11 protein-coding genes and 1 pseudogene are annotated in these 21,086 nt (G+C 70.8%); 11 read left to right on the top strand and 1 reads right to left on the bottom strand.

Annotated features, from left to right (window positions below; all coding sequences use genetic code 11):
- The first annotated feature begins 118 nt into the window (after positions 1-118).
- The 5 genes from CAP_RS41930 (at position 119) to CAP_RS41915 (ending at position 5,135) form a co-directional block, all read left to right on the top strand.
- Positions 119-944, top strand: a protein-coding gene (locus tag CAP_RS41930; RefSeq protein WP_370866029.1) for an IS5 family transposase whose coding sequence is annotated in 2 segments (ribosomal slippage) — positions 119-472 and positions 474-944 — 825 coding nt in all. Because the reading frame shifts where the segments join, the coding sequence is not laid out codon by codon here.
- Between the two features lie 151 nt (positions 945-1,095).
- Positions 1,096-1,629: a hypothetical protein gene (locus CAP_RS51680; protein WP_156041643.1), complete on the top strand. Its 534-nt coding sequence runs from the start codon at positions 1,096-1,098 to the stop codon at positions 1,627-1,629.
- Between the two features lie 209 nt (positions 1,630-1,838).
- Positions 1,839-2,255: a carbon-nitrogen hydrolase family protein gene (locus CAP_RS41925; protein ID WP_044251888.1), complete on the top strand. Its 417-nt coding sequence runs from the start codon at positions 1,839-1,841 to the stop codon at positions 2,253-2,255.
- Between the two features lie 778 nt (positions 2,256-3,033).
- Positions 3,034-4,065 carry a DUF2169 family type VI secretion system accessory protein gene (locus CAP_RS41920; protein ID WP_044251885.1) on the top strand — a complete coding sequence of 344 codons (1,032 nt, stop codon included), beginning with the start codon at positions 3,034-3,036 and terminating at the stop codon, positions 4,063-4,065.
- Positions 4,062-5,135, top strand: a complete 1,074-nt coding sequence (locus CAP_RS41915) for a beta-ketoacyl synthase N-terminal-like domain-containing protein (protein ID WP_231512016.1) — start codon at positions 4,062-4,064, stop codon at positions 5,133-5,135. The genes CAP_RS41920 and CAP_RS41915 overlap by 4 nt, the downstream gene beginning before the upstream one ends.
- A 95-nt stretch (positions 5,136-5,230) precedes the next feature.
- On the opposite strand, the gene CAP_RS41910 is transcribed toward CAP_RS41915, so the two are convergent.
- Positions 5,231-7,300 (bottom strand): hypothetical protein, encoded by a 2,070-nt coding sequence (locus CAP_RS41910; protein WP_044251882.1) that lies wholly within the window; start codon positions 7,298-7,300, stop codon positions 5,231-5,233.
- 98 nt (positions 7,301-7,398) lie between these two features.
- Here CAP_RS41910 and CAP_RS41905 point away from each other — a divergent pair, with 98 nt between their 5' ends.
- The 6 genes and pseudogenes from CAP_RS41905 to CAP_RS41880 all read left to right on the top strand — a co-directional run.
- On the top strand, positions 7,399-7,839 hold the full coding sequence (locus CAP_RS41905) for a hypothetical protein (protein ID WP_044251879.1): 441 nt from the start codon (positions 7,399-7,401) through the stop codon (positions 7,837-7,839).
- A gap of 45 nt (positions 7,840-7,884) precedes the next feature.
- Complete coding sequence (locus CAP_RS41900) at positions 7,885-11,865, top strand: DUF6531 domain-containing protein (protein ID WP_044251876.1); 3,981 nt, start codon at positions 7,885-7,887, stop codon at positions 11,863-11,865.
- A gap of 22 nt (positions 11,866-11,887) precedes the next feature.
- Complete coding sequence (locus CAP_RS41895) at positions 11,888-13,507, top strand: hypothetical protein (RefSeq protein WP_044251874.1); 1,620 nt, start codon at positions 11,888-11,890, stop codon at positions 13,505-13,507.
- A 198-nt stretch (positions 13,508-13,705) separates the two neighbouring features.
- On the top strand, positions 13,706-18,058 hold the full coding sequence (locus CAP_RS41890) for a PAAR-like domain-containing protein (RefSeq protein WP_044251871.1): 4,353 nt from the start codon (positions 13,706-13,708) through the stop codon (positions 18,056-18,058).
- A gap of 10 nt (positions 18,059-18,068) precedes the next feature.
- On the top strand, positions 18,069-19,673 hold the full coding sequence (locus tag CAP_RS41885) for a hypothetical protein (RefSeq protein ID WP_044251868.1): 1,605 nt from the start codon (positions 18,069-18,071) through the stop codon (positions 19,671-19,673).
- Positions 19,674-19,688: 15 nt separating this feature from the next.
- Positions 19,689-21,086, top strand: a pseudogene (locus CAP_RS41880) (hypothetical protein); the annotation flags it as partial.

Raw genomic sequence — 21,086 nt, 5'->3', positions numbered from 1 at the left:
CGGGGCTACTCTACTAGGAATCTGAGGTCGTTGGAGATGATTTACGCCTCGTTCTGGAAGCGGTGCGCAGTTCGATGGAAGGCTGGCGCGTCGGTGCGTGGCGTCTCACTGACCGCGCATGAAGCAGGTCAAGGACGATGGCTGGAGACTGCCCGACGCGATGTGGACGGAGATGCAACCACTCCTTCCACCCCGTAAGCCTCATCCTCTTGGCTGTCACAACCCGCGCGTCGATGATCGCGCGGCCATGGACGCCATCTTCTTCGTGCTGAGGACGGGCTGCCAGTGGAGCGCACTCGATGGGACAGGCATCTGCAGCCACTCCTCAGCCCATCGTCGGTTCATGGAGTGGACCAAAGCCGGCGTGTTCAAGAAGTTCTGGCGGCGCGGGCTGCTGGCCTACGACAAGAGCGTCGGCATCGACTGGAGCTGGTTGTCGATGGACGGCGCGATGACCAAGGCTCCCTTGGGCGGGGAAAAAAACCGGGCCAAACCCCACGGACCGAGCCAAGAGGGGCGCCAAGCGAAGTCTGCTCACGGAGGGGTCGGGTGTTCCGGTGGGCGTCGCCGTGGACGGCGCCAACCGCAACGACTTCAAGATGACGCGTGAGACCATCAAGAGCATCCCCGTCAAGCGACCTCGCCCCAGCGCGGACAAGCCTCAAGGCATGTGTATGGACAAGGGGTATGACTGCAAGGAGGTGAAGAAGCTGCTGAAGAGGTTTGGATTCACTGCGCACGTCCGCTCGCGTGGGCAGGAGGCACGAGACATCAAGAAGACAGGTCAGAGAGCGCGGCGCTGGGTCGTCGAGCGCAGCCATAGCTGGATGAACCGTTCCCGTGCCATTCTGATCCGCTGGTCAAAGCGAGCTGATACCTACCTCGCCCTTCTACACTTCGCTTGCGGGATCATCGCGTGGCGTGCTGCAGGCCTACTGGGATAGGCTCTAAGCAGCAGTTTGTAATTCGGCTGTCCGAGGAAGCGGCTTTCATGCAAGGGGCACGCGTTACCGGCGTGTTGGCCTCTCGAAACATCTACTCCATGCCAGGTGGGGTCACTCTGCAGGGGCAGTTCACGTTGATGAGGGTACGCTAATGAAAACTGTCGAGAAAATAATCCAAGGACTTGCCAGCGGGGATGTCGAGAGACAAGTAGCCGCTGTTGAGCAAGCGTCGGTCGTAGTTGGCGAACTGGCGGCGGCCGCGGTGAATGCGTTTGAACATGGGCCCAATCATTTCCTAATCGCAGAGCGCTTGCACATGTTGGGAACGACAACAGTACCCTATTTGCAGGACCTGCTAAGAAGGCCAACAAATGAAGAGACAAAGACTCTCGCTGCTCTTGTGTTGCTGCAGCTGAATGACCGAATGGGCGTTCCGATACTTTTGGCGGAGGTTGAAGAAGGTTCGGATTATGCGGGTCTGTGCGCGAACCATTTGGCACAGGCGAACATTGATGGAACGGAGGCGGCGATCGTACGAAGACTGGCAGCGGCTCGTCTTGATGAGGTGGATCTCATCGTGTCGCTTGTAATAGCATTGAGAAAGATGGGCCGCGAACTTCCATCGGATCTCAGTTGTAGGTTCAATGGAGATACCGTGCCATGGCAAATTAGGACTCTGCTGTGAGGCTGTGCCGTGACTCCTCTGAATCTGCGCTGAAGAGCTGACCGAAAAAGCCGTTGGAGTGGATTGGGGGGTGTAGACATGCACCCCCCTCGGAGGTAGTAGAGGCGCTTCTGAATGAGCCGCGTCCGCACCCGAGAGCTTCAGCGTGCCCAAGGCGTCATCCGCTTCCAATTCCAGAGGACACGCTGCCACCGGAGCATCCGGCGCGGATGCTCTGGCGCATTGTGGAAACGCTCGACCTTTCAGCGTTCCTTGCGAGAGCCAAGCTGCTCCTGCTGCCCGCGAGCGACTGGCGCGCCATCAGCGCGCTGCACAGGCGGCAGGCGGTGTTCCGCGCGGTGGAGCAGGGCTTCAGCATGGTGCGGCAGGCGAACCAGGGCCAGTCGGCGGCGGTGGATGGTTACGGGCGCATGTATGGTGAGCTGGACCATTTCACGATGGCGGATCGGGTGTGGCGAGCGGAGCTGCCGGTGGGGCGGGTGCCCACGCTCTACGCGCGCATCGGCGACTCTGCAGGGGCGCTTCCCGGCCTGATCGCGCTGGGTTGGATGGGCCGGGCCGTCGTGGGGCATCTTGCCCGGCGGTGGCGTGCACGTGCGAGGCTTCACGCGCAGCCTAACGCTTGAAACCGGCTGCGAGTATACGAGTACAGGAGGGGTGAAATGCCTGTGAGCGGGAGGGGCGCGCACAGAGGCTGTGTGCCCTACGACGTGACCTGACTCGGGGACACATGGGACCATCAGGGGGCACGAACGCCCACGACCGGCACACCTCTCCGAGCGCGGTAGAAAGCGGCAGACACGGCGCTCGCCGTCTCCGCGATGCCGTCATGGTGTAGAGATTTGAGCGGGTTCGATTCCCGGCGCCTCCACCTGTTTTTCTCGGTGTTTTGTCTCGTTTGTGCCCTGCTTGTGACCCGACAAGGTGACCCGGCTTTACGGAACACCTCTCCCGCCTCTTCTGTGCGAGGAGCCCAGCAGTCGTAGGCCCTGAGGCGAGTACCTGAGCCATTCAGGACGTTCGTCATGCCGGCCCACTCGGTCGTGCTGGGCTGAGCCTTGACGTTATGGTGCTCAGCCAGGGGGTAGCGCTGGCGCTGCGTGCGGCGGCGTTTCTGGAGGGGCTGGAGCCGCTCATGGCGCCCATCCCCGATGAGAACCGCTGCTGTCGGGCGTCCATCGCGGTGCTGAGCGCGCCGGAGCATGCGCCGCTGCCAGGGGAGATGGGCTTCCCGGCGGAGTGGCTGGTGCGCTGGGGGCAGGCGCTCGACGAGAGCAAGGCCGCGCAGCGGGGGGTGGAGAACGCGCGGCTGACGCGGGCGCAGATGCGCTCGGCGCCGTCACTCCGGGGCTGGAATGATTTCGCCGGTGACAATGCCGCCATGGGTGACGATGATCGCGGCCCATGCACCAGGCGGCCCTCGACAACAAGACGGACTTCGCGGTGCACCAGCAGGTCCTCCTGGACACCGAGGGCGAAAAGCTCGTCGCTATCGTCAAGGCGACCTTTGAAGTCGACGGCTCGGAGGTGGACATCGCCCCAGCCGAGCGCACCCGTGGCATTCGGTTCGCCGATTTCCCGTGGGAGAAGGACGCGCCTGAAAGCCTTGCCTACCCGGCCGACGTCTGCCTGCGCAAGCCGGGCACCGATGTGATCTTCGTGGCCAGAGCGTGCGCGCCCGGGGGACGGGCGGTGCCCTCGTTCGACGTGCGGGTCGAGGTCGGTCCGCTCCGCAAGTCGCTGGTGGTCTTCGGGCAGCGCCTCTGGCTCGCGGACGGCGCGGGGCTCTCCACGCCGCAGCCCATCCAGGAGATCGACATGCGGTACGACCACGCCTGGGGTGGCCGCGACGACGAGGACCCGGCCGAGCCCCTGGAGGAGCCGCGCAACCCGGTGGGGAAGGGCGTGACGCGCGCTCCCGAAGGGCTCACGCACCAGCCTGCGCCGCACATCGAGGACCCCTCCTTTCCCATCCTCTCCGTGCGCACGGCCCCTCCGCCTGCGGGCATCGGCGTGGTGGGCCGGAGCTGGGAGCCCCGCCGCCGGTATGCCGGCACGTACGACGCTGCCTGGCAGGAGTTTCGAGCGCCGCTTCTCCCGGACGACTTCGACGATCGCTTCAACCTCTGCGCGTCGCCGGGCCTCATCGCCACCCCTCCGCTCGTGGGCGGCGAGCCGGTGCGGCTGCTCAACCTGACGCCTGGCGGCGGGGCTCTCACGTTCGCGCTGCCCCGGGTGCATCTCGAGATCGAGTTCCGGGTCAAGGGCCGCGAACCGGCCATCTTCACGCCCTACCTCGACACCGTGCTCTTCGACCTCTACATGCCGACCCCCGAGAAGCCGCTCGCGGTGGAGATGGTCTGGCGGGCCTCGGTGAAGGCGCCCCGGCGGCTCAAGGATGCGCGGGTCCTCGTTCGTGAGAGGATGAACCCGTGAAGACGCTGGCCTCGGTGGTCGCCGTGGGGGCCGTCACCCCGGTGGGCCTCTCCGCTCCGGAGACGGCCTTCTCGCACCGCGCGGCGGCCGCTGCGATGCGCGAGGCGCCGCTCGTCGACGGTGAGGGCGAGCCCATCACCATGTGCTTCCTGCCCAACCTCGATCTGCGCACGACAGGCGCCGACCGCGCCTTCCTCCTCGGACGCCGGGCCCTCGAAGAAGCCCTACGCGCGCTCGGCCCGGCTGCCGCCAGGTTGCGCGCGGGCTTTGCCTTGTGCCTGGACGACGTCTTCGCCGAGCGCGGCGCCGAGGGTCTCCCTGCCGGTCAGACCTTCGCCAGGGACCTGGGGCGCAGCGTCTCGGGCATGCTGCCGGACATTGCCAGCGTCGAGGTCACGGCGCGCGGCTCGGCGAGCGCGGCGTTCATGGTGCCGAGGCTCTGCGACGCGCTCGCCTCCGGCGCGATCGAGGTGGCCGTCCTGGGTGGGGTGCACACGGACTACGACCCGGGCCGCATCGCCGCGCTCGTGGCCGCCGATCGCCTCTTCCGCCCTGACAACCTCGACGCGCTCATCCCTGGCGAAGCGGCAGCCTTCGTCGTCCTGATGCGCCCCGACACGGTGCGCCGCCATCAGCTCCGCACGCGCGCCGAGATCCATGCCGCGGCCACTGCCCACGAGAAGGCGCGACCCGACAACGACGAGTCGGCCTTCCAGGCTGCGGGCCTCACCGCCGCGCTGCGCACCGTGCTCACGCCGCTCGGCCCGGAGGGCCTGCGCTCCGGGTGGATGCTCACCGATCTGACCTTCGAGGTCTTCCGCCACTTCGAGCTGCAGGCGGCCACGGTGCGCACCCAGCGCTTCTACTGCGAGCCGCAGGCTGTGGAGAGCCCCGCGCAGCGCCTCGGCCACCTCGGCGCCGCGTCCATGCCGCTCCACCTGGTGCTGGCAGCCGAGGGTTTCTGCCGCGGGTTCGCCCCGCACCCCATCGCGGTCTCCATCGCCGGGAGCGACACCGGTGAGCGCGGCGCCTTGCTGATCTCCGCGCCGGGGCCAGAGGCTGCCTCGTAGTCCGTTTCCCAGGTTCGTCCCGGGTCCTCGGCTCGGCCTTCGAGCGAAGTCACGGGGGTAGCGACCATCGGTCCCTGAATTGCCGTACGCAGTACTCAGCCGGTCTTGCGCGCTGGCCGGAGCCACCGTCCAGGCATGTTCGCGCTGCGCGCCGCGTGGGGCTGCCACGCCCGCATCGCCTCTTCCTGCACGGCGACCAGGTCGTGCGGATCGAACCGCACCACGGCGCCCGTGCGGATCACCAGCTCGCGGTGCAACCAGCGCCGTTCCAGCGGTGTCACCCGCGCCGTGTCCAGCTCGCCCAGCGACACCAGCGGCGTGTACGGGTGCCCGCGCCGGTAGCGCGTCGTCATGGTGTACTCCGCGCCCTTCTCCATCCACCACGCGCGCCACCGGGCGGCGTCGGTGCTGGGTTGCTCGACCGTCTCGGGTGTGGGCTCCGGCGGCAGGTCCCGCGGATCGCCCAGCGTCCGTGCGAGCTTCGGCACCCGGGGCTCGCCCACGTCGGGCTCGGGAGGGTCGGCCACCTCGATCGCCTCGTCCTCCACCTCGGCTTCCTCCCAGAGCCCCGCGCCTGTGAGCCGCTCGAGCGCCCAGGCTGCGGCTGCAGCCAGCGCATCGTCGTCGGTGGTCTCCAGCAGATCCACGAGCTGCCCGATGGCCCAGGCGTTCCCTGTCCACCCGACCGCGAAGAGCAGCTCTCGCGTCGGCGCGGAGAGCGCCCGCTGCGTCACCCGGCGCGCGTCCTCCTCGCCCCCGGCGATGGCCAGGATCAGCGCTGCCTTGCCAGCCTCGGGGCCGTCCAGGGCTGCGGTCAGCCTCGCCTCGGTGTGCGGGTGGCCCGTGAGCGCCATCGCCCACCACACGGCCTCGCGCAGGGCCGGATCTGCCGTCCCGTCGAGCCCCTGCAGCAGCGCGCTCAGGCCCGGCGACGGTGTCATGGCCAGGTGCACGAGCGCCCTCGCTGCCACCACCGGAACGTCCCCGGCTGCCGCCGCGAGCTCCGCGGGTGTCGCCAGGCCCCGGTAACCGAGCACGTCGATGGCCATGGCCCGGATTCCCGGATCCTCCTCCTCCAGCAGCGAGCGCAGCGCCAGCGGGAGCGCGTCGTGCGGCACCAGCTTGAGGCCGGCGGCGAACCCTTCGACGAACGCCTCGTCGCGGTCGCTGGTGAGCAGCGCGTGCTCGGCCGCGCCCAGCGCGTCACGCCCACCGAGGCATCCCATCACCATGGCGAGGGCGAAAGCGTGGCTGGGATCCTTCACTGGCGCGTCCGCGACGAGGCGCGGCACGTGGGCCACGGCGGTGGCACCGCTGGCCGCGAGCGCATCGATGGACGCCAGCATGCGCCGCTCCAGGATCAGCGAGCCCCGCCACGGATCGCCGAGCAACGGCGCCCGCTGCATCCCTACCATGGCCACCTCCTCGAAGCACTCGCGCGCCCGGTTCTGGCGGAAGGCCACGTCGTCGATCGCCCTCGGAACCTCGCGCGTGAAGCCCGGCAGGGGCGCATTTTCTGGTGCTGCGACCGGAGGCGGGAGCGCGGGTTCCGGGGGCGAAAGCCTCGCCTCGGCGGCCTGGGTCTTCATCTGGGCGATGGCCGCGCGCAGCTCCTGGAACGTCGTCGGCTCGGGCAGCGCCGCCGTCGGCCTCGGTGGGCGCCCTGTGGGCGGCAGCCTGGGGTAGCGCAGCCGAGGGGCGATCGAGGGCCGCACAAGGACGTGCAGGCGCGGCACATCGACGCTGGCGAACAGCTCCTGGGGCGCGGGGACACCCAGTGGCGGCAGTCGGGCGAGGCGCTCGTCCGCGTGGGCCAGGTGGCCTGCGGCGCGCTCCAGGTGCGCGCGCAGCGGGTCGAAGGCCGGCTCGCGACCTGCGGCAGGGGCGAGCGCGGAGAGCGCCTGCGCGACCTCTCCGCGGGCCGTGTGCACGGCTGCGAGCCGCTCGGCGCGGCCATCGCAGGCGTCGTAGATCGCGACGAAGGCCTGCTCCAGCGCCTGCGCCAGGGGGCCCAGGTCGAAGGCAGGCGGGACGTCGTGCTCCAGGATCACCGCCGCGCGGCGCAGCTCGGCGTGGGCCGCCTCCAGGGCGCGCGTGGAGGGCGGGACACCGGCGTCCTCGGTGGGCGCGCTGGCGGGCACGAACGGCAGGTGCGAGGACGCCACCGTCTGGTGTTACACCCACCCGAGGGGGGCCGGGAAGTCCTGCCGCGATGCTACGCAATGCTACGCAATGCTACGCAATGCTACCTTGGCGCGGGCGCATGGCCGACCTGAGGACCGACCTGGAGGCGTACGTCACCGTTGCCGCCGAGCTTTCCGATCCCCGCGTGGATCGCACCGTGGCCCTCACTGCCCGGGGCCTGGACGAGGATGCCTGGGAGGAGATCGACGACGCCTGGCAAGCGCGCCTCTCCGAGGCCGAGGCCGAGGCCGAGGACGCCGCGGCCGACGGAGTGCCCCCGCTGGTCGCCGCGCACGCCGAGGCCTTCGCCCGCGCCCAGCGCGCCCGCGTGCACGACGTGCTGCCCTTCGAGCGCTTCGTCACCGCCGCCAGCGCGCTCCGCCGTGGCGGCGACCTCCGCTCCACGCTGCGGCGCCTCGACCTGACCCTCGACGCCTACCTGACCGCGCAGGCTCACTGGACGGCGCGCATGCTGGAGGACGACGCCTTGTTCGCGAGGTTCGAGCACGCGATGCGGTGACCCGGCGGCTCTTGACGGGCTTCGGCGCTGGGCGACCATGGACCCATGGCGCGCACGGCACCCATCCCGAACATCCCTGCCATCCCTGGCATGAACCCCGGGGCGTGGATCATGGGCGGCGGGGGCAGCGACGGAGGGAGCGGCGGCAAGGGGGGCAGGGGCAGCGGCGCCAACCAAGGCGCCAGCGGCAACAACGGGGGAAACGGCCCGAACGGGGGCGGGAAGAACGCCGGCTCGTGCGGGCCTGGCAGCGGCGGGGGCTGCCCGAATCCGTCGCACGGCAACGCCTCGCTGCACGCGGGCGACCCGATCGATCCGGTCACGGGGCGCGTCTACACCGTTGCCGTCGTCGACCTGGCGCTACCAGGAATGATTCCGCTCGTCATCGCGCGCAGCTACTCGTCGTCCAGCCGCGAAACCGACATCGGTCTCGGCTTCGGGTGGACGCACTCCCTCGCCTGGGCCCTCGAGGAACGGCGGCGTACCCTGTACATCCACCAGCCTGCCGCATCGACGACGGAGACCGCCCGCCTCGAGGCGGGAAACTCGGCCGTGCTGCCGTGCGGTCGCCTCATGCGCCACGCCTGGGGGTACACAATCGATGCAGACGGCGTGACGCGCGTCTTCTCCCACCGTCACAGGGGGACGTGGTTGCTCACGCGCATCGTCGATGCCAATGACAACCGCATCGAGCTCCTTTACGAGGGAGGGATCCTCACGGGTGTGCTCGACAGCGTGGGGCGGCTCATCCGTCTTCGCCGCGGTCCCGACGGGCGTATCGCCGCATTCGAGGTGAAGAACGCCTCGGCGAGGGGGCGCTGGACCAGCTTTCGGAGCTACGTCTATGACGAGCGCGGCGACCTCGTGGCTGCAACGGATGGCGAGGGCTTCGCGGCGCAGTTCGCGTACGACGCCGAGCACCGCCTCACGCGCCGCCGCGAGCCCGGTGGCCTCACGGCCGAGTTCGTGTACGACGCTCAGGGCCGCTGCATCGAGACGTGGTGCCACCGCGAGGGCCGCGACGGGCTCGATGCGGACGTCCCACCGCTGCTCGCCGACGGCAGGACGGTCGCCCGTGGCTTCTTGCACGTGAAGGTCGAACGGGGCGACGACGTGACCGAGATCATCGGCTCGCGCTCTGTGCGCCGCGTCGAGGGGAATGCGCTCGACAGGCCGGAGAAGTCCGTCTGGTCCGGCGGCGTGCACACCTACCGGTACGATGGAGCGGGCCATGTGCTCGCCTATGCCGACGCGCTCGGCAGCACGTGGCTCTGCAAGCGCGACGATGCGGGCAGGCTTCTGCAGAGCATCGATCCCACCGGCAGTGTGACCGCGTACGAGTACGACGTGAACGGCTTCATCGTCGGCGTCACCGACGCGCTGGGGGGCCACTCGGCCCATCTGCGTGATCAGCGCGGCAACGTGGTCGAGGTACGGCAGGGAGCGGCGCCGGTCCTCAGCTTCCAGTACGACGAGCGCGGGCAGGTGACGTCCGCCGTTCTCCCGAGCGGTGCCACGACCAGGATGGCGTACGATGCCCTCGGGAACCGGGTACTCATCGTCGAGCCCGACGGAGCGACGCGAACGCTCCGCTACAACTTCCTCGGCCAGCTTGAGGCTTACCGCGATGAACGCGGGCTGGAGACGCACTTCACCTATGACGGCTGCGGGCGGCTCCGTTCCGTGCGCGAGTTCGACGCAGCCATGACCATCTACGAGTATGACGCCGACGGCAACACGACCCGCGTCATCGATCCGGATGGGCGCGCGACCACGCTCGTGTGGGGCGGGCTGAACGTCGTCACCGAGGTCCGGCGACCCGATGGCGCCACCGTGCGTTACTTTTACGACCGCGAGCAGGATCTCGTTCGCATCGTCAACGAGTGCGGCGAGGAGCACCGCCTCCTTCGCGTCGGGGAGGGGCGCGTCGGCGAGGAGCGTACCTTCGACGGACGCGTGATCGCCTACAAGCACGACATGCTCGGGCGCATCGTCCAGGCCCGTGACGGCGGCCGCGTCATCGACTTCGTCTACGATCCCCTGGGCCGGCTCCTGGAGCGCAAGTACTCCGATGAGCGCGCAGACTCGTTCGCGTACGACGCCATCGGTCGGCTGATACGCGCCGCGACCGATCAGGTGGTCGTGGAGTTCACCTACGATGGCTGGGGGCGCATCACCCGGGAGATCACCCATCATCGAGGGCAGGCATCCGAGACCACCTGGATCTACGACGCCCTGGGCAAGCCCGTTGCCGTGCAGGGGCCGGGTGGTGCTGTCCGCGTCCGTCGCGATGCCGTCGGGCGTGCCATCGAGGTCGCGGCTGACGGAGTCGCGCCGCTGCAGCTTCGTTACGATGGACTGGGCGTCGAGATCGAGCGCGTCCTTCCCCAAGGGGGGCGCGTTGTCGCGGAGCGAACGGCCCTCGGCATGCCCAAGCGGCGCAGCGTCTTCGCTGGCGGCTCGGGGGCGCGCACGACGGAGCCCGAATGGGTCGGCGTGCTCGCCCCCGGCGAGACATTCCGGCGGTTCTACGACTGGTCCGCGGCGGGCTTGCTCGGCGGCATGGAGGAGGCGAACGGCGAGCGCGTCGACCTGCTCCGCGACCAGAACGGCCGCGTCATCGAGCGGCGACGCTCACGTGGCGGCGGCGAGGCCTTCGTCTACGGCCCGAGCGGCGACCTCTATGCTCGTGGCGAGGCGCAGCGCTTCGCGCCTGGCGGCCGGCCCATCGATCGCGGCGCCGTGCGCTTTTCCTACGACGCACTGGGCCGTGTCATCGAGAAGCATGTGCTCGAAGACGGAATCGAGCGGACCTGGACATTCGCCTACGACGACCGCGATCTGCTCCTGACCGTGCACACGCCGGACGGCGTCCTCGTGGCATTCACCTACGACGTCTTCGCGCGGCGCCTGGAGAAGCGGGTCGAGCGCGACGGGCAGATCTTGAGCGAGACACGCTACGCCTGGCGTGGCGACGTCCTCGTTCATGAGGTCCGCGAGGACGCACGAAAGGCCGGCGATCCCATCGTCGAGGAGCGCTCCTACCTCGTCGAACCGGATGGCTTCCTCCCGCTGGCGCAGCGCGAGGTCCAGGGCGGCGAGAGCACCGTCACCCATTTCATCCTGGCCCCCAATGGCTCTCCCGAGCTGCTCGTCGACGGCGCGGGCAAGCCGGTCACGGTCTTCGACACGACCCACGCAGGGCGCGTCCTCGGTGCATCCGCGGCGCGTACACCGCTTCGGATGGCGGGGCAGTACGAGGACGAGGAGACCGGGTTGCACTACAACCGCTTTCGCTATTACGACCCGCTCACCGCCTCGTTCCTCAGCCCGGAGCCGCTTGGAATCGCCGCCTCGCTCAAGGCGTATGCCTACGCGGACTTCCGGCTCCCGGATGCGGTCGATCCAGACGGGCGGGCTTCCATTTCGAACATCTTCGGGCCAGCTCCCGCTGGCGGGGGGCCGCGACCCACGCTCGCCACGGGACAGAGCGGGCAGTCTGGCCCCCTCCATCCCGCCGTCGTGGCGGCCCTGCCACCGAACGATGCCACCCCCCCTGGCATGCGTGCCAACAACTCCGTCGGTGCGTGCTCCGAGCCCCGCGCGTTGAGCAACTATCTCCACGAGTACGAGTGGAACGGCATTCCGCCTGGGCAGCGCACCCCACCACCGCCGCGCTCCTGTCGCCCTGGTGATCCGAACTGGCAGCAGAACCTCGGCGGTGCGCTCAACGGCATCGACCCGAACGACGGCATCGTCAGCGGTCGGCCGAGCCGCAACTGGCCGGCGTGCGAGAACTGCTCGCAGATGATCCCGAGGCTCTACACGCTCGCCAACCAGACGCCGCCCAATTCGGTCTGCGCCGTGGGAACGGCTGGCGGCAGAACGGCGCGCGCCTTCAACCCCGCGCCCTCGTTCACGAGCAACCCCGCCAATACGGCCTACAATGGAGCACCGCCGGCAGGAGCGCCGGCTGCCCTGGGGACATGGGAGCACAACGGGACAGGATGGAACCGGATCCTCTGATCGCGCACCGTGGGCAGCGCGCATGACGGGCCTCGCCAACCTCGACGCTGCAGCACGCGCCTGGATACCGCGCCACGCGCGCGTCGCTCCCTCCTGGAGCGAGTCGGCCTTGCGCGCGGCGCTGGCGAGCGACGCTGCCGCATTCGACGCGCTGATCCACTGGGAGCGCGCCCTGCACACGCTCGCACAGGGCGCCAGCGATCGCTCGGGTCGGTACGTCCTCGCCCTCGGAGAACGCGCGTTCGGCGCGCTCGCGGCCATGACCGACGGCCCAGCGCCAGCTCCGATCGTCTCGCGCGCGGAAGACGGTCGCCCCATCGCCCTCGCTGGGCGGACCCCGCGGGGGCGTCTCGGGATGGACACCGAGGGCCGCCTTTACATCGGTGAGCCCGGACAGTGGCGACCGATCGCCGGCGATGCGGCCACCTACCTGGCACGCCTCGCGTGCATGGGCGAACGCACTGCGAGCACGCCGCTCCACCTCGCCCTCGACCAAAGGCATGCGGAGGTCGTCGCCACGCGCCTGGGCCTCCCGGAGGCGCCAGCCCTCGGCGACGACCTCCAGCGCTGGTGGCGCTCCGACACCATCGTCCTCCACGAGCGCGACCTCGAAGCGCCGGACGAGGACAGCGCGCACCTCCTGGCCGTCCCGGCGGAGGCGCCGCGCCTCATCGAGGCCTGCCGCGATGTCGGTGCTGCTGGAGCCCTCGTGGGTAGCGCCACCGCCCGCATCGAGGCGCCGCGCCCTGCTCCTGACCTTCCGCGCCCCCTGCTCTCCATGCCGCACCGCCCCCGTCGCGGTCGTGGCGACGGCTGGATCGCATTGCTCCCCGATCTCCACCGCCTCGAGGAGGTCTGCTTCGTCGACGGCCAGTTGATCCGCGAGGCCGTGTGGCCTGAGGGCCCTGTCGTCGAGTACACCCGTGCCGTGCTCGACGGCCTCTCCGCCGCGGCTCAGTCCCGTCTCGATCGCCACGGCTTTCGCCGCGATCTCCGCAGAACCTGCGATCGCGCCGATCCCGCAGGCTGGCTCGCGCGTGCGGGGCTTCCTGCCAACCCCACCGCGATCGCCATCGAGACGCGCTTCGGTGGCCTGCGCTGCCCGTTTCGCGAGGGCGCCTCCTGGTTCGCCCTCGGCACCTGCGAGGTCCTCTTGCAGGATCGCGAGACCGGCGACCACACCCTCTGGGCGGCCGACAGCGACGTCCTCCAGGGCTCGGACTGGCCGCGCGTGATCTGGCAGGACGAGTTGCTGGTCCCGGTCGGCTCGGCGCCCGACGCCACCCTCTACGCCACGCCCTCCGGGGTGCTCGTCGAGCATGCCTGGATGCACGACGACGTGGCGGTGGTCGGTCACGACCCCGCGGTGCTGCTCGAGCGTTACCTGCTGCGGCTCGACACTGGCAGCCTGGAGCAGGAGGGAAAGCTCGCGCGGGTGACCGCCCCGGAGCGCCGAGGTGACGCGGTCGCGCTGGCCCTCGCCCTCCCTCCGTTGCCGGCTGCGAGTGACGCGATCGCGCGGTGGTGGGTGGATGACGCTGGCACCCGCTACGTGGTCGAGGACGACCATGGCACGACAGTGATGTGCGCCGACGCGAGCACGCTGGCCAAGGCCCGCGCGGTGCTCGCCGCAGGGACCTGAACCCGACACGTTCTCGCTGGTCCCGGCAGAGGTGGCCTCGGACGGAGGCTCGAGGCCGTTCCGCGGTGGCGGCATCGTGGCATGACAGCGCCCGCGCGACGGGGTTCACGGCCCGGACCCACCGCTGTCCTCCGCCCGCTTTTCCGGCCCTGGCCGCCATTGTGACCCCCCGGACGCCATGCGACGATCGCCGTGGCCATGGGCAAGGTCACCGCGCTCTACATGGACACGATCACCGACAAGTCGGGCCACCAGCAGGTCGGCATGGCGGTGAGCGTCTGCCTCACCCCCGCGGCCCCGGCGCCCCTGCCGATCCCGTACCCCACGTTCGGCTCCGTCGCGGAGGGCATCACCGATCCGTGCATCCGCACCAAGATCGAGAACGCCAAGATCCTCACCGTGGGCGGCTGCATGAGCAAGTGCCACGGCAACGAGCCGGGGACCCTCCGGGAGGTCGTCAGCCTCAACATCTGCGGCCCCTGCTTCCCCTGGCTGGGCGCGCCGATCGTCTTCATCGAGCTGGGCATGGCTGGCATCACCGGCTCCCTCGGCCAGATGAACAAATCGATCACCATGGGCGCTGGCGGGAGCGCCAGCGGCGCGGGGGGCGGCGGTGGCGGCGGCGGTGCAGCGGGCGGTGGCGCGGGTGGCCCTGGGCAGGGCGGGCCCTCGGGCGGCAGCAACGCGGGCGGCGGCGGAGGGGGCAGCAACTCCGGCGCGGCGCCTCCCAGCCCACCGGCTTCACCGGCCGCCGAGGGCCAGGCCAGCGGCGGCCACCCCGTCGACGTCGTCACGGGCACCATGTTCACCAGCCCGCAGCTCGACTTCGTCCTCCCGGGGCTCTTCTACGTCCAGTGGGATCGCACCTACCGCAGCTCCAACGTCGAGCGCAGCGCAGGCATCGGCTGGGGCTGGTCCCACAGCCTCCACTGGACCGCCGAGCGTTTCGGCGACTGGCTCCTGCTCACCGACGACGAGCTGCGCACCACGCGCATCCCTTTCCCTGCCGAGGACGAGATCACCCCGCTCGTCTTCGGGCGCAACGTGGTGCGCTTCCAGGATGGCATCGGCGTCGACCTCGACGACGGGCTGCTCCGCGTCCTGCGCCCCGACGACAAGCGCCGCGTCTACCGCCTCGCCGAGATCCGCGACGGCCACGGCAACGTCGTCCAGGTCGAGTGGACGGGGGACGAGGTCACCGCCGTCATCGACACCGTGGGTCGCCGCGCCGCCATGACCCGCGAGGGCGGCGTGCGGCGCTGGGAGCTGTCCGCCGTCGACGTCGAGGGCCAGCTCCACCGCCGTCACCTGGTCGCGTACGAGCTGGACGAGCGAGGCGACCTGGTCCGCGTCATCGATCGCGGCGGCGTCGCCTGGCGGTACGAGTACGACGAGCAGCATTACCTCGTGCGCGAGCACCAGCCCGACGGCGTCGCCTACTGCTTCCGGTACGAGACCGTGGCGGGTCAGAAGCGCTGCGTGGAGACCTGGGGAGAGCTCCCGGGACGCGACATCGTCGCCGCGCTCGCTGCCCTCGGCACCCCGGAGGCGGGCACCACGGCGAGGCCGCGCGGCATCTACCACACCGTCTTTCGCTTCGGACCCGACCCGCTCGAAACCACGATGACCGACGGTTGCGGCCACACCCACCGCTACCTCACGAACCACCTCGGGCAGGTGCTCCAGTACACCGACCCGCGCGGCTACGTGAGCCGCTACCACTACGACGACCGGGGCAACCTGCTCGTCAGCACCGACGGCGGCGGGCGCACGCGGCGGACCAGCTACGACGCCTTCGGGCGCAAGGTCGGGCTCGTCATGGCCGACGGCGCCACCGTGCGCCGCGTCTACGACGACGAAGCCCAGCAGGCCGTCACCACCCTGCCCGACGGCGGCCGCGAGATCTTCCGCCAGGTCGGCGACAAGGTGGAGGAGGTCGACCAGGCCGGGCGCGTCACCACCTGGACCATGGATGGCGCCGGCCTGATGAAAGAGGTTCGCCACCCGAGCGGCGCCGCCGAGACCTTCACGTACGACGCCCACGGCAACCTCGCCCGCCACGTGGACCGGAACGGCGTCGCCCTGGAGTACACCTGGGACCTCTGGGGCCTGCCCGTCCAGGTCAAGGCCGAGAGCGGGCAGCTCTACGAGCTACGCTACGACAGCCGCAACGAGATCGCCGAGGTCGTCGAGCAGAGCGGGCGGCGCACCACCCTCGTCACCGACGCCCTCCGCAACGTCGTCGAGGAGACCACCAGCGACGGCGCCAGCGTGGTGAGCCGCTACGTCGCTGGCGTGCTGGTCGAGCGCGTCCTCGCCGACGGCGGCCGCTTCCGCTTCGGCTACGACCTGCTCCTCCGCCTCGTGTGGATCGAGAACCCGGCCGGCGAGCGCTATCTGCGCAGCTACGACGCTGCCGGCAACGTCGCCCGCGAGCAGAGCTTCGCGGGCGTCGTCACCGAGTACGAGTACGACGGCTCCAACCGCGTCGTCGTGCTCACCCGCAACGGCGAGCACGTGCGCTTCCTCCGCGATGGCGAGGGCCGCATCCTCGGCAAGGAGTTCTCCACCGGCCGGAAGGAGCGCTTCGTCTACGACCGACGCGGCGGCGTCACCTACGCCGAAGCCGGCGGCTCCAGCGTCAGCGTCGAGCGCGACCCCGAGGGCCGCGTGCTCCGCGAGGTGCAGCAGACGTCGGGCTTCCGCTTCGCCGTCGACTACCGCTACGACGCCCTGGGCCGCATGGTGGAGCGGCGCTATTCGAGCGGCTGGGGCGTGGGCATCGACCGCCGCCAGGTGGACGGGCAGCCGGTCGCGCTCTCGCTCCTCGGCCCCGAGGCGCCCGTACCCGTGCTCGACCTCGAGTACGACGCGCGCGGCTACGAGACCGAGCGCCGCCGCCGCGACGCGCCCGGAGTCCTCGCCACCGAGCGCGACCCCTTCGGCCTGCCCACGCGCCAGCGCCTCCTCGACGCCGAGGACGTCGTGCGCGAGGAGCGCTCGTTCACCTGGAGCCGCCTCGGCCCGCTCTCCGAGGTGGTCGACGCCAAGCGCGGCGCGCGCCGCTACGCGCTCGACGTCAGCGGCCGCCCCACGGAGGCCCGCGGCCTCGGCGCCCAGGAGCGCTTCCGCTATGCCCCCCAGGGCACCGCCATCCCCGACGACGGCACCTCGTTCACCGTCGGGCGCGACGGCCGCCCCACCACCGCCGAGGGGGAGCGCCTCTCCTGGGACAGCGCCGGCCGCCTCGTCTCCCGCCACGCCGACGACCCTGCCCGGAGCTGGCAGTACCGCTACGACGAGAACAACCAGCTCATCACCGCGACCCGCGGCGACGGCCTCGGGCTCCGCTGCCTCTACGACCCCCTCGGCAGGCGCGTCGCCGCCAGCTTCAGCGACGGAACCAGCCTCTGGTTCGGCTGGGATGGCGACAGCGTGGTGGAGGAGCTGCTCACCACCGGCGGCTCCACGCGCCGGGTGTTCGGCGACGACGGCTACACGCCGCTCCTGGAGACAGGCCCCGATGGCGCCTGGCGCATGGTGATCACCGACGGCGCCTCCGTTCCCTGGGCCTACGTCGCGCCGGACCTGAGCTGCTCCATCATCGACCTGAGCACCTGGGGCGAGGTGGCAGCCACCGCCGGCCAACCTGGCCGCCTGCGCTTCGCGGGGCAGCGCGCCGACGAGGTGACGGGCCTCCACTACAACCGGCACCGCTACTACGCGCCCGACCTGCACGTCTTCCTCACGCCCGACCCGCTCGGGATGCTCTCGACGACGCAGGACATCGGCTACGTCCTGAACCCCACCATCTTCATCGACCCTCTCGGCCTGCTCACCATCATCAACGGCCAGCCCGGGGACCCCGTCATGGAGGACACCATCCGGGTGATGAAGGCGAACAACCCGGGCGCCAAGGTCATCACCAGCGACAAGCTCGGCAAGCCGCCCTCGATCTGGCAGCGCCTCAAGGGCGAGGGGAAGAACGCCAACATGATCGATCCCAACGAGGATCACCTCTTCATCACCACCCATGGCGCGCCGGGCGGCAGCCAGTGGAAGGGGACGAAGAACAACTGGGCGACGGGCGACGAGATCGGCGAGGCGCTCAACAAGGCGGGCTTCAAGGGGAAAGGCGCGCGCGTCGACACCACCATCTGCAACGGCGCCACCCCTGCGCAGGACGGCGGCCCGAGCCTCACCCAGGGCATCGCCAACAAAACGAAAGCCACCGTGTGGGGCGCCAAGAGCAACGTCCCGGCGCTGACCCACCGGGGCGAGGGCTGGGAGGTGCAGTTCCGCGCGCCGCGACCCTGGTACAACTTCTGGTCGAAGAGCGTCGGCAAGGACGCCACCGGCAAGGACTACATCCTTGGCAGCAAGGGCAAGCTCTACCCCGGCCTGATGAGCGGCACCCCCGACAACCCCACCGTGCACGGCGCTTACGTCGACGTCTACGGCAACCCCGTGCGTGACCCCGCTGGCAAACCCATGGGCTTCGCCGACAGCAAAGGCTACGTGCCGACGAAGCCGCAGGAGCCGGAATCGTGAGGCCATCCCCATGACCTCCGCCCCCGTCTTCGAGGCCCCGAGCCCGGCCGCGCTGGAGCACACCCTCGCCGCTGCCGACACGGCCTTCCTCCTCGGCGCCGACGCTCGGCGTGTGCGCGTGGCCGGGCCCGATCTCGCGGCCTTGCGGGGCGTCCTTCGCGTGCGTGAGGGCAGACCAGCCGGGGGCTGGGCGCCGGAGGCCAGGGTATCGATCGCGCTCACCCGCGGCGGGCAGCCGCTCTCCCGTGTCGAGATCCACGGCGATGCCACCGTGAGGCTGCCCTCCTGGGAGGACGCCGCCCCCGCTGCCGCGCCCGACGCGCTCGCGGCGTGGCTCACTGCCCACGGAGAGACGGCGCTTTCCCGCGCCCTCTCCCGTGCCCAAGCCCCATCGCTCGCGGCCGCGCTGACCGCCTTCCTCGCCGCTGCGCCCGCCGAGATCCGTGGCTTCGCCGCTGCGCTCGCCGAGGACTCGGGCGCGGCGCGCCAGCTCCCCGAAGCCCTCGCAGCCGTGCGCGCCACCCGCGGCAACCTCGCGGCCGCGGCCTGGGCCTTCGCAGCGTGGTACGGCGCGCGCCCTGGCCTCTGGGAGGACGCCTACACGTTCGAGGCCATCCCGCGGGCGGCGCTTCGCTCCCTGGACGTGCACGAGATCATCAGGGCGGCCGCGGAGGGGATCCCCGAGGGATCACGCGCCGGCGTGGCGCGCTTCCTCGTCGAGGAAGTCACCTCGCGCGGCTGGGCGCTCGACCGGCGCATTCCGCCCGCCGTACGCGAGGCGCTGGTGGAGGCGGCCCACGCCTCGGCCCCCGAGAACGGAGCGCGCGCCGAGCGCCTCCTGCGCGATGAAGGCCCCCTCGCACCGGCCGGGTCGACGCTCGTGGCAGCCTCCGCCTCGGGCGAGCTGCGCCGCCTCTGCACCGACGGCGTCCGCGCCTTTGCCGTCGACGGGTGGGATCTCGTCCGCATGGAACCGGGCACCGGCGCCACCCGCATCACCAAGCTCTTCAAGCCCGACACCCCGCTCGCCGTGCGCAAAGGCGAGCTGCGCTTCCTCCAGCCGAACCACGTCGAGCGCGTGCCCGTCGACGGCGACGAGGTGCACCGGGGCAGAGCACCGCTCTTCGACCTGCCGGCCCGCCGACTCCCGGGGATGCTCGACGCCTTCACCCGCCGGCGCGACGAAGCCCTCCGGCGTGCCGCGCCCGACAGCACCGATCTCGTGCCCCTCGACCCTGACCCCAGCGCCAGCGCCGCCTATGCGGCCCTGGGTGGCGAGACGCCCGCCGCCCTCCGCCTCGGCGCTGCTTACGCCTTCGACCCCATGCGCCGCGTGCTGGTGGAGGCACCCTGGAAAGGCCCCGCGCGCGAGGTGCCGCTGGGCGGAAGCCCGGTCTGGATGGGTGCCACCGAGACTGGCGTGCTGGTGGCCGTCGCACGCGACACCACGACAGCGCTCGTGGCCCTCGACGAAGGCGGCCCCCTGCGCACCCTTGGCACCCTGCATACCGCCGCGACGGCAGTATGCGAAGCGCTCCTCGTGGGCGGGCGCGTGTGGGTGCGGCTCGCCGCGCCGCTCGGCGACGTGCTGGTGGCCGCCGATCCGTCGCCCTGACTATACTCGTCACCCATGGGGGAGACCGGCACCGCGCGCGCGATGACTCTTGAGGAGTTCGCGTCGATCAGCGCCGCGCTCGACGCGGGCTTCCCCCGCGACGAGATCCTCCTCGAAGCCGGCTTCTCCGTGGAGGCCTGGAACGCCGCGCAGGAGCGCTGGCTGGCGACGCTCGCCGAGCAGGCCGCGCAGGGCAGGCTCCGCCCCAGCAAGCGCTACGTGGAGCTCCTCGGCGCCAAGCAACCCGCCGCCGTCGCGCAGGCCCGGAAGGCGCGCCGCCAGCTCCCTGGACACGCGCCCGTGCCCCCGGAGCCCCCCCTCGTGCCGCGTCCCACAACGGCCATCGAGAAGGTCTCCCCCCGCGTGCAGCGTTCGTCGGACGCGCCGGCGCACCTGCCGCGGGTCCCCCTCATCCCGGCTCCGGCCGTGACGCCCTCAACCGCCGCGCCTTCAGTCGCTGCGTCCTCCATCGTTGCGCCTTCAGGCGCTGCGTCCTCCATCGTTGCGCCCTCGATCGCTGCGTCTCCGCCTACCGCGTCCTCAACCGCTGCGCCCCTGGCGGCTGCACCCCTGACTGCTGCGCCCTCAACCGCCGCACCCGGGCAGCGCAAACCGCGCCACAAGACGGAGGCCATCAGCCTCGCCGACCTCGCCCGGAGAGCCCCGGCACTTCCCTTCGCCGACACCGACGAGGACGACGACGCCCCGGCGACGCCGCGCCCCTCGGTTGCGGACGGCGCGCTGCCCTTCACCGCGCCGGTGCCCACCGGCGTCGCCGCAGCCAATCCCCTCCAGCGTCCTCCGCCCCAGACCCCTGCAACCCCGCCCCCCCTGACCTCACCGGTACCCTCGGACGCCTGGGCCTCGCAGACCTTGCCGCCGCGGCAGTCGCCCCTGGTCCCGCAGGTCGCGCTCCCCTTCGCCGCGCCGGTCGTGAAGGACGCCTCGAAGGCCGAGCCTTTGCCTCCGCAGCGTGCGCCCTTTGTCCCGCAGGTCGCGCTCCCCTCTGCCGCGCCAGCATCCTCGGACGACTGGGCCTCGCAGACCTTGCCGCCGCAGCAGTCGCCCCTGGTCCCGAAGGTCGCGCTCCCCTTCGCCACGCCGGTGCTGAAGGACGCCCCGACCGCGGAGACCCTGCCTCCGCAGCGAGCCCCTCTGGTCTCGAAGGGCGAGCTTCCCTTCACCCCGCCGGTGTCCACGGGCGACTGGGCTTCGCAGACCCTGCCTCCTCAGCAATCATCCCTGGCTTCCAGGGGCGGGCTGCCCTTCCAGCGCCCCGCCGTTGCGCCGCCTGCCGCCGGAGCTGGGCCCGCCCCGCCCCGTGCCGGCTCCTCGGCCGGAGCTGGGCCCACGCCTCCCGCCCCGCCCCGTGCCGGCTCCTCGGCTCCCCCCCCGCCTCCGCGTGCCGGCTCC

This window comes from Chondromyces apiculatus DSM 436 (assembly GCF_000601485.1).
GTDB classification, from domain to species: Bacteria; Myxococcota_A; Polyangia; order Polyangiales; family Polyangiaceae; genus Chondromyces; species Chondromyces apiculatus.
The sequence above is the reverse complement of the archived record's forward strand: the minus strand, read 5'-3'. Positions and strand labels throughout refer to the sequence as shown.

Coding starts and splice junctions, on each gene's coding strand:
- CAP_RS51680 (WP_156041643.1), top strand. CDS start 1,096: ATGAAAACTGTCGAGAAAATAATCCAAGGACTTGCCAGCGGGGATGTC.
- CAP_RS41925 (WP_044251888.1), top strand. CDS start 1,839: ATGCTCTGGCGCATTGTGGAAACGCTCGACCTTTCAGCGTTCCTTGCG.
- CAP_RS41920 (WP_044251885.1), top strand. CDS start 3,034: ATGCACCAGGCGGCCCTCGACAACAAGACGGACTTCGCGGTGCACCAG.
- CAP_RS41905 (WP_044251879.1), top strand. CDS start 7,399: ATGGCCGACCTGAGGACCGACCTGGAGGCGTACGTCACCGTTGCCGCC.
- CAP_RS41900 (WP_044251876.1), top strand. CDS start 7,885: ATGGCGCGCACGGCACCCATCCCGAACATCCCTGCCATCCCTGGCATG.
- CAP_RS41895 (WP_044251874.1), top strand. CDS start 11,888: ATGACGGGCCTCGCCAACCTCGACGCTGCAGCACGCGCCTGGATACCG.
- CAP_RS41890 (WP_044251871.1), top strand. CDS start 13,706: ATGGGCAAGGTCACCGCGCTCTACATGGACACGATCACCGACAAGTCG.
- CAP_RS41885 (WP_044251868.1), top strand. CDS start 18,069: ATGACCTCCGCCCCCGTCTTCGAGGCCCCGAGCCCGGCCGCGCTGGAG.